The 12,644-nt window shown below is 50.9% G+C and carries 21 protein-coding genes; 1 reads left to right on the top strand and 20 read right to left on the bottom strand.

Annotated features, from left to right (window positions below):
- Window positions 1-2: 2 nt before the first annotated feature.
- A complete protein-coding gene (locus tag JK223_RS06610) occupies window positions 3-1,271 on the bottom strand; it encodes a terminase large subunit domain-containing protein (RefSeq protein ID WP_256437072.1) in 1,269 nt (422 codons plus the stop codon).
- Window positions 1,225-2,214, bottom strand: a complete 990-nt coding sequence (locus JK223_RS06605; protein ID WP_212713411.1) for a terminase small subunit — start codon at window positions 2,212-2,214, stop codon at window positions 1,225-1,227. The genes JK223_RS06610 and JK223_RS06605 overlap by 47 nt, the downstream gene beginning before the upstream one ends.
- Before the next feature lie 99 nt (window positions 2,215-2,313).
- Here JK223_RS06605 and JK223_RS17130 point away from each other — a divergent pair, with 99 nt between their 5' ends.
- The gene (locus tag JK223_RS17130) at window positions 2,314-2,484 is read left to right on the top strand and encodes a DUF2158 domain-containing protein (RefSeq protein WP_212713410.1); all 171 of its coding nucleotides are present in this window, start codon (window positions 2,314-2,316) and stop codon (window positions 2,482-2,484) included.
- A 63-nt stretch (window positions 2,485-2,547) separates the two neighbouring features.
- On the opposite strand, the gene JK223_RS06595 is transcribed toward JK223_RS17130, so the two are convergent.
- The 18 genes from JK223_RS06595 to JK223_RS06510 all read right to left on the bottom strand — a co-directional run bounded on the left by JK223_RS06595 (window position 2,548) and on the right by JK223_RS06510 (window position 12,643).
- Window positions 2,548-3,093 (bottom strand): KilA-N domain-containing protein, encoded by a 546-nt coding sequence (locus tag JK223_RS06595; protein ID WP_212713409.1) that lies wholly within the window; start codon window positions 3,091-3,093, stop codon window positions 2,548-2,550.
- 227 nt (window positions 3,094-3,320) lie between these two features.
- Window positions 3,321-3,617 carry a hypothetical protein gene (locus tag JK223_RS06590; protein WP_212713408.1) on the bottom strand — a complete coding sequence of 99 codons (297 nt, stop codon included), beginning with the start codon at window positions 3,615-3,617 and terminating at the stop codon, window positions 3,321-3,323.
- Between the two features lie 123 nt (window positions 3,618-3,740).
- Complete coding sequence (locus JK223_RS06585; protein ID WP_212713407.1) at window positions 3,741-4,235, bottom strand: Rz lytic protein; 495 nt, start codon at window positions 4,233-4,235, stop codon at window positions 3,741-3,743.
- Window positions 4,223-4,867, bottom strand: coding sequence for a glycoside hydrolase family 19 protein (locus tag JK223_RS06580; RefSeq protein WP_212713406.1), 645 nt, complete (start codon window positions 4,865-4,867; stop codon window positions 4,223-4,225). The genes JK223_RS06585 and JK223_RS06580 overlap by 13 nt, the downstream gene beginning before the upstream one ends.
- Window positions 4,851-5,222, bottom strand: a complete 372-nt coding sequence (locus tag JK223_RS06575; protein ID WP_212713405.1) for a phage holin, lambda family — start codon at window positions 5,220-5,222, stop codon at window positions 4,851-4,853. The genes JK223_RS06580 and JK223_RS06575 overlap by 17 nt, the downstream gene beginning before the upstream one ends.
- 83 nt (window positions 5,223-5,305) lie before the next feature.
- Window positions 5,306-5,488, bottom strand: a complete 183-nt coding sequence (locus tag JK223_RS06570) for an ogr/Delta-like zinc finger family protein (protein ID WP_212713404.1) — start codon at window positions 5,486-5,488, stop codon at window positions 5,306-5,308.
- A gap of 412 nt (window positions 5,489-5,900) precedes the next feature.
- On the bottom strand, window positions 5,901-6,557 hold the full coding sequence (locus JK223_RS06565) for an antitermination protein (protein WP_212713403.1): 657 nt from the start codon (window positions 6,555-6,557) through the stop codon (window positions 5,901-5,903).
- Window positions 6,554-7,162, bottom strand: a complete 609-nt coding sequence (locus JK223_RS06560; protein ID WP_249213502.1) for a recombination protein NinG — start codon at window positions 7,160-7,162, stop codon at window positions 6,554-6,556. The genes JK223_RS06565 and JK223_RS06560 overlap by 4 nt, the downstream gene beginning before the upstream one ends.
- The gene (locus tag JK223_RS06555) at window positions 7,137-8,177 is read right to left on the bottom strand and encodes a DNA cytosine methyltransferase (RefSeq protein WP_212713402.1); all 1,041 of its coding nucleotides are present in this window, start codon (window positions 8,175-8,177) and stop codon (window positions 7,137-7,139) included. Before JK223_RS06555 ends, JK223_RS06560 begins: the two co-directional genes overlap by 26 nt.
- Window positions 8,174-8,344: a NinE family protein gene (locus JK223_RS06550; protein ID WP_212713401.1), complete on the bottom strand. Its 171-nt coding sequence runs from the start codon at window positions 8,342-8,344 to the stop codon at window positions 8,174-8,176. The genes JK223_RS06555 and JK223_RS06550 overlap by 4 nt, the downstream gene beginning before the upstream one ends.
- Complete coding sequence (locus tag JK223_RS17125) at window positions 8,334-8,474, bottom strand: hypothetical protein (protein WP_371813070.1); 141 nt, start codon at window positions 8,472-8,474, stop codon at window positions 8,334-8,336. The genes JK223_RS06550 and JK223_RS17125 overlap by 11 nt, the downstream gene beginning before the upstream one ends.
- Before the next feature lie 47 nt (window positions 8,475-8,521).
- Window positions 8,522-9,061: a phage N-6-adenine-methyltransferase gene (locus JK223_RS06540; protein ID WP_212713399.1), complete on the bottom strand. Its 540-nt coding sequence runs from the start codon at window positions 9,059-9,061 to the stop codon at window positions 8,522-8,524.
- A 9-nt stretch (window positions 9,062-9,070) separates the two neighbouring features.
- A complete protein-coding gene (locus tag JK223_RS06535; protein ID WP_212713398.1) occupies window positions 9,071-9,520 on the bottom strand; it encodes a DUF1367 family protein in 450 nt (149 codons plus the stop codon).
- A 178-nt stretch (window positions 9,521-9,698) separates the two neighbouring features.
- A complete protein-coding gene (locus tag JK223_RS06530) occupies window positions 9,699-9,893 on the bottom strand; it encodes a hypothetical protein (RefSeq protein ID WP_212713397.1) in 195 nt (64 codons plus the stop codon).
- A complete protein-coding gene (locus JK223_RS17120) occupies window positions 9,886-10,218 on the bottom strand; it encodes a phage protein NinX family protein (protein WP_212713396.1) in 333 nt (110 codons plus the stop codon). The genes JK223_RS06530 and JK223_RS17120 overlap by 8 nt, the downstream gene beginning before the upstream one ends.
- 50 nt (window positions 10,219-10,268) lie before the next feature.
- The gene (locus JK223_RS06520) at window positions 10,269-11,621 is read right to left on the bottom strand and encodes a replicative DNA helicase (RefSeq protein WP_212713395.1); all 1,353 of its coding nucleotides are present in this window, start codon (window positions 11,619-11,621) and stop codon (window positions 10,269-10,271) included.
- Between the two features lies 1 nt (window position 11,622).
- Window positions 11,623-12,498 (bottom strand): replication protein, encoded by an 876-nt coding sequence (locus tag JK223_RS06515; protein WP_212713394.1) that lies wholly within the window; start codon window positions 12,496-12,498, stop codon window positions 11,623-11,625.
- Window positions 12,485-12,643, bottom strand: coding sequence for a hypothetical protein (locus JK223_RS06510; RefSeq protein ID WP_212713393.1), 159 nt, complete (start codon window positions 12,641-12,643; stop codon window positions 12,485-12,487). Before JK223_RS06510 ends, JK223_RS06515 begins: the two co-directional genes overlap by 14 nt.
- Window position 12,644: the final 1 nt, after the last annotated feature.

The following is a 12,644-nucleotide window of genomic DNA, read 5'->3' as shown; positions in this document are numbered from 1 at the left end:
GTTTACATCCGGAGTTGAGTTACTTTGCCAGTTGGCTTGATGATCGGGAATCGCTTCACAATGAAATAACCGCCTGCATCATTCGTATGGTCAAAGCCTGCTGTTTTGTCAGGTTCGCCATTGGGTGACCAAATCTGCTGTTCGAGTGATTCGGCATACACCGGACACCTGTCGGCATTTATGCGATACCGGCGATCACCTTCGGCATTCAGCAGCATTGCATTCACCGAGTTCACCCTGTCTTTCACTGACGGGTTAGTGCCGTTCACATGGACTGTAAAACCGGCAGTGCGCAACAGGCTGAGGTCTGTTTCAGAGGCGTTGACTGATTTGCGGCTGTTACCGCTGGCATCGGGATAGACATGCACCTTGTTTACCGGGAACCGGTTTTGCAGCGTCTTAATCACGTCAGGCGTATCGTAGCCGCTCGTAATTTCATCCACTGCATGAGGAAGCTCACCGCGAAGAACATGGACAATGGCCGACATCTTGCCGACGTTGAAGTCCATGCCGACATGAATCGGTTCGTTGCCGGTGACAACCTCGCTGCTGCCATTCAGTTTCCGGTCATAACAGTGATACACCGTGCCGCTGGTCAGGTTGACAAAATCGCCGTTCAGATAGGCTTCTATCAGCTGCACAGGATACGAACTGCGCAGCGTATCAGCATAATCCGGCGGCAAAAACGGGTTACTGTAGGTACTGGCCTGAACCATTTCGTAACCAGGCTTAGGGTTACGCTTCCACGTCTTGTACACGAACCGGAAACCTTCCGGCGTGGTGTAGACGCTCACCCGGTTGAACGGGTCAGGTAATCCGTTGGGTCGCTGACGGTTACGGGCAATCACCTTGATCCACACATCAGTGGCGTGTTGCTCTTTCAGTGTGTCGATTTCGTCAATGTGGCTGCGGTAGGACTCATAACCGACGATACGCGCCGGGTTATCCAGCGTGCGCAGAACAAAGTCACCAATGCCCGGTGACGAGGTGTAAATGATGTTCTCAGATTTGTTGTACTTGTACCGGACGCCGTACTCACTGAGCTTATCCTCCATGCGAGGCGCGAGGATTAAGCGGATCAAGTCGTAGGTCGGTTCATACATCGCTATCAGTGCGTCAGATGAATGGCTGGCGTCACGGAACGCGCTCACCGCCATAGTTTCCGTCTTACCGGTACCGAAGCCACCGACAAAGGCCGGATATTTGCACTGGAGGCTAAAAAACTTACCCTGCGGCGGGGTCAGGGTCGTTCTGATTGTTCTCCCCGACAATTACCACCTCCATTCGTGTTATCGGCTGATCACTTCCCTGCGCACTGATTTCCTTGCGCAGTTTTTCAATTTCAAGTTGCCTGCGTTCCAGCTCAAGCTGCTGTAGTTTTTGCGCAATCTCGCTATCAGACAGGCCCATCCGTTTGATGATGGCTTCAAACATCTTTTCACGGCTGATGCTGACTACCTCGATACCGCCTTTCGTGACTTTGGTGCCGGAATAAGCCAGTCGGGCAATCGGAGACAGCTTGCGGGTGTCCTGCATGTAAACGCGACCTACACCTTCACCACTGCAAACAGGACAGTCAGGGTTGGCGTCAATGGTGCGGTTGTAGTCGAGGCCACCGGAGTCATCAGGCGGCTCTTTACCCATCCGCTCCGCTTTTTCAGCAGCCTGCCGGTATTCGAATTCGGTCCACTGGTAGTTGTGGTCTATGCCCCAGCAGTGACGGCAGCAGCCACGGCGATATTGCGATAGCTCGTTGGCGTCAAAGGTTGCTAATTGCCACATCTGGGAAAGGATTTCGTCAGCTGTTCCGATGGTTCGTGCGAGAGATTTCTTCTGCTGTTCGGCGATGGCTTGAGAGATTGAAGGTTTCTGAAGCAACTGGTAACCAATCTGTGCCGCAGTCTTTTTGCTGTACCCGGCACGAATAGCTGCATGGGTTGCACTCTGGTCTTTCAGGTATTCCACGATAAACAAGCGTACCTGGTCAGACAGGCCATTATCTCCAATCAGCTTTTCTGCGCATTCCTGTTTTTGCGCACTGCGCGTTTTACGCTGCGCACTTTTTTGCGCACTCTGCGCAGTTTTTTTTATATATCGGCGAGCAGTTGCATAGTTCAGCCCCTGCGACTCACACCACTCTTTCGGTGATACGCCGGATTCGGCATGTTCGGACAGGAACCGATCTTGAAGCTCGCTCCAATCCGGCTTTGCCATAATTTTCTCTTTAGTTTTGCTTATGAATGATCAATATTGTGTAATAGCATTGCCGTAAATATGGATTGCTAAACCTTTACCAATATTTTTGGAGGAATCATGCACGAGAATTTTGAAGTTGGCACTACAGTTCAATTAAAATCTGGTGGCCCTGTAATGACCGTAAATCACTACAATGAACAACAAGATATTTATGTTTGCATATGGTTTTCAGGGGATAATTTGCAGTCAGAGACTTTCAACCCCTCCGTTCTAACTGATGATTGCTGATCTGCAAATTTCTGAGAGCCGTTGTGATAGTGGCTCTCGGGTTAACCCGCGAATTTTTGCGGGTCACACAACTGACTTTTCCATCAGAGCCACCATGTCAGGGTCTATCTGGTCGATAAGGTTTTGACGCGCGTCATTCAGTAGCGCTTTTCTTCCGCCCGATCCCCATTTACCCATTTTGCTTGCGCACTGGCTTATCTCTTTGGTTTCGCCAGATATCAGGTAATCCAGGCGGTTAAGCTGGTTAAGAATATCCAGTGCATTGGTTCTGCTTTCAATGAACGTGTTGTAGACGTCAATTTCAAATTCGGGCTTTATCCATGCCGCATATCGGACGGCAATCATCTCTACGCCCCACGCCCCTTGATTATCACCACCGTGTATAACTATAAGTGGTTGATTTTGTTCCAAAGCATTTTTTAGTGCTTTGGACTTTAAGGCCTTAACAAAGCGTTTAACTTGGGCGCTTCGTAAAAATACGCTTGGTCGCTGAGACTCCGTAGCCTCTCCGTTTTTTACTGCCGCAGCGTGGAGGTCGTTGAGGTTATATCGCCCTTCTTCGTCTACACGAACAGAGATCCCATTAACTTTTACTGTTGGATATTGCATGGTGATTTCCTTTAGAAACGAGCCTCGTTGCCCAGAAACGACGCCCACAGAGAGGTCACCACCTATAACGGCGTTTCTCCGAGGCTTGTTTCCAGAAGACTCTGCGGTGGGTTAATGCGCCGGGCATGGCGCCAATAAAAAAGCCCACCGGTTAAAGTGGGCTTCGGGTAGTGAAATTACTTGTCGGGTAATCACAATCGAGGCCACCGTAATGGCCTCTGTTCTGATTACTTCTGCTTCGCGCTTACCGCTTTGGCAAAGTCGATTGCAAACTCGATGTACTCAGGGCCGTATTTTTCTTCCAGCTCTTTAACGATGCTGTAGAACTGTCCCAGGTCGCGCTCAACTGTCGCCACAATGCCGGTTTCTGGTTTAACTGCTGCTTCAGCTACTGCTGGTTGTGCGGTTTCTGCTGCCGGCTGAGCAGCGGCGGGTTGTGTTGCTTCTGGTTGTACTACGGATTGATCTGACATTTTCTCTTTCTCTCGGTTAAAAAGGCTTTTCAGCCAGGTGATGAATTTCATTTTCGTTGCGCCTCAATGTTCCTGATCGCCTGGCGGTCGATATTCGCCTGATTCAGCAAGCCGAATAACTCAGCATTCAGCATGACGCTGTCGCCATAGATGAAGGTGTCAGGGATTGCGGGTTTAGTGATTGGGGCTGTCAGCTCTGCCGGGATCGGCAGACACGGTACTGTGACTGTCCGGTACTCCGTTTGCTTCTGCTGCCTGACGCAGCCGGTCAACAGCATCGCGATTAATGGCAGACTGAGCGCACTGGTCCGAATGCAGGTAGGTTTTAATCTCACTCTGTAGCGCCTTATTGTAATGGTCTGCATCTGCCCGTTGCTGGAGCACATCAGACATGATTACGTTTTGCTTCTGGATGGCAGCAGTTAACTTCTGCACACCGTCAGCCAGGTCATCGTTTTTATCCTGCAGCTCGTTAATCTGAGCATCTTTGCTGTCGCTCAGTCGTTCCAGTCGCTCGTTTGTCGCGGTTAACTGGTGATTGCTGGTATTCAGCCCCCACAGAGCAACGCAGACGAGAAGGATGAATAAGCATGGGATGATGACGTGGGCGTTATTGCGGAGCTTGGTGTAAATCGCTTTGGATTTTACGAGCAGTGTCAGCCAGAGCATAAAACCCCCTTAGCTTTCAGTAGCCGCGCTGTTCTGTCGTCCAGGCCGTTAGTGCCGCCGTTAATGATTCGGGTAATAGCCAGCAAATCATCTTTGTCAGCCAGGGCATTCAGGCCGTGATTACTCCACCATGCGGCGGCAGACTCAGCAGCCAGTGCATACGTGGTTAACTGGTCAGGGTCTGCGATGATATCGACACCCAGATGGTTAACGAGGGCCTGATAATTACTGCGACCGGTAATCTGAATTAACCCGCGGCCACGAAACCGGTAACCGTCACCCGAGGCAATATCACCATTCCCATTCCGGTTGGCGTAGATGATGTTGGCTATCATCGGCTGGTCAGCCGGGTGAGCATTGGTACCGGCATCAACTCTGCCGTATTTCAGTGCATCAGCCTGACTTATTCGGTTGCCAAACATTGCCAGCAGCACACCATAGCGATAATTCAAACCTTCTTCGATCTTCGCAAACCCTCCCGATTCGTGCCCGGTCTGTGCGAGAAAGTGTGCCTGGCGGTACGGGTTGGTAATGCCAAACTTATTCATCGCCGCGTTAATATTCGGGAACCAGACATCGCGGAGATAATCACCGACACCGGTGGCGGACTGGAAATTAGTTGCCGTCAGCATCTGCTTCCTCCTTGCTGTCGTTAAGGCCGAATTTCTGGCGGGCAAATGCAAACAGGGAATCAACACCGATGTACCCGACTGCCGCAGATACCGGCCAGCAGAGTTCAGGCGGAAAATTCCAGTGAAATATCGCGCAGATGGCGGTTAATGTCGGTTTAGCGAAGAAGCAGAGAATGCCGCACATCAGTGCGCCGGCGATTCTGTCTGTCCATCGTGCTTTTTTATTCCGTGACGTTGCGAGGATCGACATGACAAAGGCCAGGACAGAGTAACCTGCCTCATTTCTGTGCGTGGCCAGCCATGAGAGCATCGCAGCCCAGGTGTCCGGCCTTTCGCTCATAGTCTGTTTCTTCATAGTCACCCCCGAACGGGGATTGAGGTGTAGGGGATTCACCCGCTGCCGTTAGCGCTTCAGTTCAGAGAGGATGTTTTAACGTGTTATGAATCGGCAGAGGGTGAAATTGAAGGGCCTGATATGACTCTGACTACTCTTTCAATTGCCTTGAATGTGCAGGAGCAGAAAATATTCTGGCACTGGTAGTAAGTTTCTTTCGTATCGTCAGAGAGGTAACGACTGCTTCTGGTGTGGGAACTGTGCTTACAGTGTGGACATCTCATCATTTTGGATAATTGTTTTCATGCATAAAAAAAAGCCCGCACCAGGCGCGGGCAAAAACACACAAGAAGGGAACAAAGTATGAGTCATACACTACATAACGTAGAACAGCTTGAAAACCATGCAAGTTTCTGGATACCTCAGATAAAAGGAGTTTGACCAGCGTCACAAAATCGTCGAAGCGTATCCCATTCAGGATAAAAAAAACCCCGCAAAACGCGGGGTTAAGAGAGAGTACTGCATTTCAGGGTAATAACATGATGGAGAGGTAATGAGTGATTCAAAAAAAGTATAGCCCTGATTTCATAACATGAAAGTAATACATAAAAAAAACCTCGCCGAGGCGAGGTAGCTGATAAAAATTCGTTAAGCAAAGATCTTCCATCATGGGAGTCAAATTTACCCAATTTCCGCCATTTAGTCAATTGCAATCGTTTGTTTTTTGCTAATGTCGTCAAAAGAGGTGGTTACCAGTCGTAACATACAATTGGCATGACTCTCAGATTTGTCCAGCTCCGATATCAGTGATTCGTAATAACGCTTCACCTCATAGCGCCACTGCTTATCAGTGATATTGGATTTTATGGCCTTGTAAGCTGATACGGCCGGCAGTCGGGTGTAACCCTCCCCGGAACATCGGTTACACTCCTTTTCAGTGAATACCCCGCTCTCCTCTGTCTTCTCCCGATCACATGCGCGACCGGTTCCGTGACAGTCTTTGCACCTGGCCCCGGGCGTTGCCGCAGAACGTGACCATGAAGCAAAGGCGAAAGTTGCGAGTGTTTGCACCACTTTTCCCTTAACCTTGGTTTCAAGCTTGCGTAAGGCGGCCACCTTGTCGCAATGCTTTAATCCGTGTTGTGTCAGTAACTGAATAGCCTTTCGTTTGTCGTTCTCACTCAGATCCATTTTGCCGCTGAAAGCTGTGAATCCGAGTGCAGAGCGACTCTGTACCATTCCGAACGCTCCCATAACATCAGTGCCGGTTAATGCCTCTGATGCGGTTGCCCGTGGGGAGTCGGTGAATTGCGGGGATTTGGGGCTGTGAAATTTAACGGCGTTTTCGAGGTTCATTGCTGCTCCCGCTGTTTAATCAGCTCTCTGGTTTTCTTCCTGTAACGCGCAGCCAGTTCTTCCAGCTCTTCCCGGGTCCATTTCTTCACCGGATGCGGCCCCATCAAAACATCGAACGCTTCCTGCCCTATTCTTTCGATAAGGTTCGGCGTGTAGTTCTCGATGTTTCCGGACAGGTGCTGGTTACAGGGGACACATTGCTTATGGCAGTTTGTCTCGTCATACCGCGTTGCTGGAGAGGCTCCACGCGTCCGATAATGCCCGGCATCATACTTACCCTCATGATGACGTCCGCAGCTAATACAGGGCTGCTCAGCGTCTCTGATGCGGATGAATTGATTGAATGCTGCCTGGGCTTTGCTGTGGAAATAGCTGAGGGGTTTTACTTCGAGTTTGCGTATTTGGTGGTGACGTCTTTCCTGCTGCGCTTCTTTCTTCCTTTGCTGCTCCTGCTTTAACTTTTCCTTCTGTCTGAGCATTAGTGCGTATGCAGTGCCATGTTCCGGACTGCACCACCATTCGTTAGGGAATCGTGGGTTAAACCATTCACGGCATATTTTGCATCGTCGTCGGGATGACTTAGTCAATTTCGTTTGCTTCATCATCACCTCCCAGATCATAAAAGTTTGGGCTCTTTGCGCTGTACAGTTCATCGCAGGAGTCACAGAGTTTCCCGTCAGTTGAGGGGAAGCCGCAGGCTGTGCAGGGTGTTTCTGCCAAGCTATCGAGAAATGCTCTGATAAACTCTGCAGCTACTTGTGGGACGATGGCATTGCCGTAACCGCGCAAGCGTCCCACTCGGGCGGGAATCCCATTAGCCAGCGGGAATGTGCCGGGTTCAACTGGCCTAAAATTTCCATCCCTGCCGCTGAGCCAATCAGGGTCTGACCAGTTATTGCGAGGGCTCTGATTGGCTTGTCTATCAGTCGAACCGCGCCGCCCAACGTCGTCCCGCGAGACGTTCCTGCAGCTTTTCCCTCCCCGCGAACCTGCGGGTTGTCGATTGTTGTTGGTGTCGGCCATGTCGCCATTGATGCTGCTGTCTGCAAATTCATGCCCCCTTGTCGCCCCGATATTCCCGCGCCAGTGCCGTTGTTTGCTGTCGGCGTGGGCCAGTTCGTTAATGGCGCCAAAGAAAACTCGATCTCTTTTATGCGGGGCACCGACGCTGCACGCTGGCAATACGGCCGACCCGCAGGCGTAGCCTTGTCTTTCCAGCTCAGTGAATAAATCATCGAGCCAGTGTTTTCTAATCGCTGCCGCAACTTGTTCGCCAAAGAGGATTGAAGGTTTGCACTGCTCAACGAGCCGCATGAATGTGGGGGCAAGGTGGCGATCGTCGAGTTGTCCGAGTTGCTTTCCTGCGACACTGAAGGGCTGGCACGGTGGTGATCCTGTCCAGCAGGGGTAATCATCGGGGACCCCTGCAAGACGCAGTGCATATGACCACCCACCGATTCCAGCGAAGAAGTGACATTGAGTGAATCCGGTAAGGTCTTCAGGTCTGACATCTGTAATGCTCCTTTCATCAACCACGCCATCTGCGATGTGGCCTTGCTTAATTAATTCCCGTAGCCATGCTGCTGCTTTTGGGTCAAATTCGTTGTAATAAGCTGTCATATGCGCCTCATCCTCATGCAGTCATATTTCCGTTTACGCAATAGCCGGACGGCATCATAGGTTTCGACCTCTGAGGCTATTGGTATCGGCTTGGGTTTATTGCGGGAGAGTTTTGTGGGCTGGAATATCAGGTTATCGATGGCTTTCTGCGTCGGGCTACGCTTCATCGCTTCCCCTGATTCGTGTTGACGTCATCAGAACGCCGTTAACGACGATGTGATGCTCACATTTAATGTCGTTTTTTAAGCGGCTTATAGTGCCGCGGTGTACGTGAAGTATTTCGGCCAGCTTTGTCATGTTGGGCTGGATTTTTAGCATGTTGGGGATGGATGCCAGTTGATGTGTCATGCTGCCCTCTCCATCAGTCGTTTGCCGAAGTTAATAAGCTGATCCCGGTCCACCGTTTTGAACTGGCACGAACCCGTCGGCCACGGGTGCCAGATAATCAGCAGTGACCCCTTGTTATTGCCACCTACCGGCCTTCCGGTTTGCGAAGAGATAAACGCCAGGCGGCCACCGGTTATCAGCCGGACTTCGCTGGCTGTTTTCACCGCCTCTTTGAACCAGCCCACGGATATGTCCGCCGGAAGAAGCATCACGCACCCGACGTGATTCAGTTCTTTTTCCTTCGCTGCCTTTTCGACAAACGGTAGCGGTGCGCTGTATGGTGGGTTTAGCCAGACATAGCCATTCTCAACATGATCACCCCACTCTGTCTGAAGCGTGTCCTGTTCAACGGTGATGTACTTCCGGCAAAGCGCGTTGTGCGGGCTGGCAGCGGCATCAAGCTGGAACTGAAATTCAGCATTGAGTGCGCGGAATATTTCCGGCGGGGTTTGCCAGCTATCCTTGTGCTCTGCTGGCGTATTGGATTTATCAGTCATTCTGTTTCCTCAGAAAAAGGCATACAGCCTGTTTAAGGTGTTCGGGTCTTTGGTGCCCGCGAATACGTGTTTAATGGCGGCGTTAATCAGTGCGCTATACACCCTCTCGAAACGTTCCTGCTCCATGCTGGCGAAGGCCAGGCTTTCCGCTTCTGTCCGGACGTCACCGTTTAATCTGACCGTCTGGACATAGAAACCGGCCAGTATCGTCAGGTCTTTACGGAAACGGTCAAACTGGCTTTGTTCGTCCATATGCTCCAGGCCGGCACGGTTGGCGCACCAGTGCTGGAAGCAAAAGCCAAAGAAGGCCATTACCTTGCGGTGAAAGGATGGATTACGGGTCAGTTTGATTTCGGCGATGTAGGTTTCGCCGGATTTGAAGCGGTTGATTCGAGGAAGGTCTATATCGTCTGCTAGTGAGAATACGCCGCCCGGATGTTTCACCAGGTCGAATTGCAAAGGTCACTCTCCTTTCTGGCTATCCTGTAGTGCCTGTCGGGATGCTTTCCAGAATAACCATCTGTCGTTAGTTCTGGGTAGCGTGTAGAACCCTGACTCATCTTTATCTAACAAAAAATTTTTGCATAAATCGATGCCAGAAATACTGAGGATAAACGCCTCGAACTGCCTGCGGGCTTCATCCATTCTTTGGCCCCTTGTTTTGTAGCCTGTAGAACGCGCTTTGATACGCTTCCAATCGCCTTATCATCTGGCAGTTATGACAAAGAATTACAGCTGAAAATCCAGATAGCGGACTAAATTCTTTTTGCCCGCATCTCAAATCACTACCATTGGGATTAATGTGCTTACCACAGCCTTTGGATTCATCCATTGCCAGACTCCTTCATCATCAGGAACACGATCATTGCGGCGCGGAGTGGGTTTCTGTTGCTTGCTGAAACTCCGCTCTCATGCGCTGCCATCCAGGACGCCTTTCCGTGGGGAGTTAGCGATATACGCTCTCGGAGAATAATCCGAAATCCATCCTCTGCACGACTGCATGGACAAAAGCTCAGCTTGTGTACGACCCGTCCAAACCCTTTAAAAATTGAAGCAGATTTCGGGTTTAGTTCTCCCAGTTCGACTCGACATTTTGGGTTTTCAATTCGCCCAACTAAAACGGATATCTCGCCGTCAGTTAGCTTGCTGTAGTTCATATTCCTCTCCAAATTCAGGCACAAAAAAACCGTATTAAGCGGCGGCGGGGTTAGCTTGCTTTCTGGCCTCGCCAGTTACTGACCGGCTTCGATTCCTGCTCGTTCTGAGAAAATCGCTTCGCGGCTTCTTCCTGGTCGATTGTGACAAAGTGACCATTGCGCCATCCCATGTAAAACGTCTTCGGCTGACCGGACCGGTATTTGCCGATAATGATTTCAGCGATGCCGCGCATGTTGCTATGCTCGTCGTACACCTCGTCCCGGTACGGGAAGATAATCAAGTCTGCGTCCTGCTCGATGGCCCCGGAGTCTTTCAGGTCTGCCATTGTCGGCCGCTTATCGACACGCCCTTCCACACCGCGGTTAAGCTGCGACAGGAGGATGACCGGTACTTTGTTTTTCAGGGAGAACTGCTTCAGCTTGCGGGTGATCTCCGCGATTGCCAGGTCGTGACGGTCAGACTTTGGCTTTCGCATCAGGCCTAGGTAGTCGATGGCCACAAAGCTCAGTCCGTTGTCGGCGTTCAGTCGCTCCGCATGAGCGATAATTTCATTGACACTCAACGTACCTTCCAGGACGTAATTGTCTTCGTTCTGAATCTGTGCCGCGGCATTGGTCAGGCGGGTGTACTGTTCGTCAATCATATCCAGCGGGTTGCGTAGTGCGCCTACTGCGATATTCCCGCGGTCAGCCAGATGGCGCTCAACAACCTGCATTTCTGACATTTCCATCGAGATAAACAGACCCCTGCCCTTCTGCCGGCCGATGTTGTTTGCGATGTGAATTGCGATCTCGGTCTTACCCATGCCCGGGCGACCGGCGATGATGATCAGGTCTGTCCGGTCAAAGCCGCCGTACTCATCATCCATCGGCCCGATACCGGTTTTCAGGTACAGCCCAGATTCTGCACCGGTCATTCGCTCCTCAAGGACAGCCATGTAATCGTCCAGCATATCCCCGATGCGGCGTGGTAACTTGTCGTTGGTTTCAAACTGGATCTTTGACAGGCCTGATGCTACTTCTGAGAGGGTTTCGTTGATGTTGTTGGTGTTGATACTTCCCAGCGAGTTAAGCGCCTCTGATAGCTGCGCCTTAGCCTTGCGGATCATCCAGCACTGGCGAACACGTTTGGCCCAAGCCTTGATGTTCGATGCCGCCGATGCTCCCTTTGCCACCTCAAGCACCCGATGGGATGTTTCCTCCGGAACGCCGTTTTTCACGCTGAATACGTCAACCGGTTCGGCCTGGTCCAGCAATCGGACAATGGCCCGGTACATTTCCCGCAAGTGGAAATTCTCAAACGATTCGACCGGTAGCTTACCGGCGATGTCCCGACAGTCGATGTGATCGCCTTTGACCATCATCGAGGCAACCAGTAATTCCTCAAACTCAATACTTTCCATGTCAGGCCTCAGTCGTCAGGATGGAGTCGATCATCCGCTGTGTCAGCGCAGTGGGAAGGCCATACTTCGTGCCGCTCGGGTTATTCCCGCAGGCATAATCCGTAGGCGTGTAGCCAAACTCGATATACCCGTTAACCATCGTGTCCACGTCAGCCGGTTCGCAGCCTGTTTGCTTGCAGTACGCAACATGCGAGGTATACAGGCGGGTCAGTCCAGCCAGATTGGTTTTGCTGATCACGGTGATTCTTGGTAGTCCGTATTTCTCGGCCTTGGCGTTCCAAGTGTTTATGAACCGTTGGTGGTCGAGTTGGATTTCAGAGTTTTTCTTCCTACTGCGTTTTGGCTTTTCAGGGTTTGATTCTTCCTGAACCGACAAACTCCCCTCTGGGGATTTAGGGGTAGTTTCTTTTTTCTTTTGAATAGTTTCTTTTGTGTTTAGCTGACTTGGCTTATGGGTATTAGCTGACTTAGCTAATGTTTCATTAGCTGGTTTGGCTAATGTTTCGCTATGTTGGCTAATGCCGGTATTCCAGTCAGAAACGACCTTGTTTACCCCGACTGCAATCCCTGTAGAAACAAGGATTCGCATCGCAATCATTTCGTTTTTTGCTTTACAGACATGCGTGTGATGAATGCCTGTCATCGCAGCGATCTGGGTATTGGTTATCCTGTCCAGCTTCTTGCCAAATCCGTATGTTTTCCTGATGATCGCAAGCACAACTTTTAGCTGCCGGGCAGTTAAATCGGCTGACATAACGGCTTCCAGTAGCTCGTTGGCGATGCGGGTATACCCATCATCGGTGTCGGCCACTTTGCGCTCCAGTTCTTCGTTTACCGGCTCATTTTGAACCAGCGATAAATGTCTAGCGGCGACCATTCTTCACCCCCGCTTTAGCCAGTCGATACTCACCAATAAGCCGGGCAGCAAAGGCCCGATTTTTAACTGCAACATCGACCAGACTGACCGGTCTTTCCGGGTGAAATTCTGGTGCCTTACCCTGGATTTTCTTCGTGTTTTTCATG

This window comes from Tatumella sp. JGM118, assembly GCF_018257515.1.
GTDB classification, from domain to species: domain Bacteria; phylum Pseudomonadota; class Gammaproteobacteria; order Enterobacterales; family Enterobacteriaceae; genus Tatumella; species Tatumella terrea.
The sequence above is the reverse complement of the archived record's forward strand: the minus strand, read 5'-3'. Positions and strand labels throughout refer to the sequence as shown.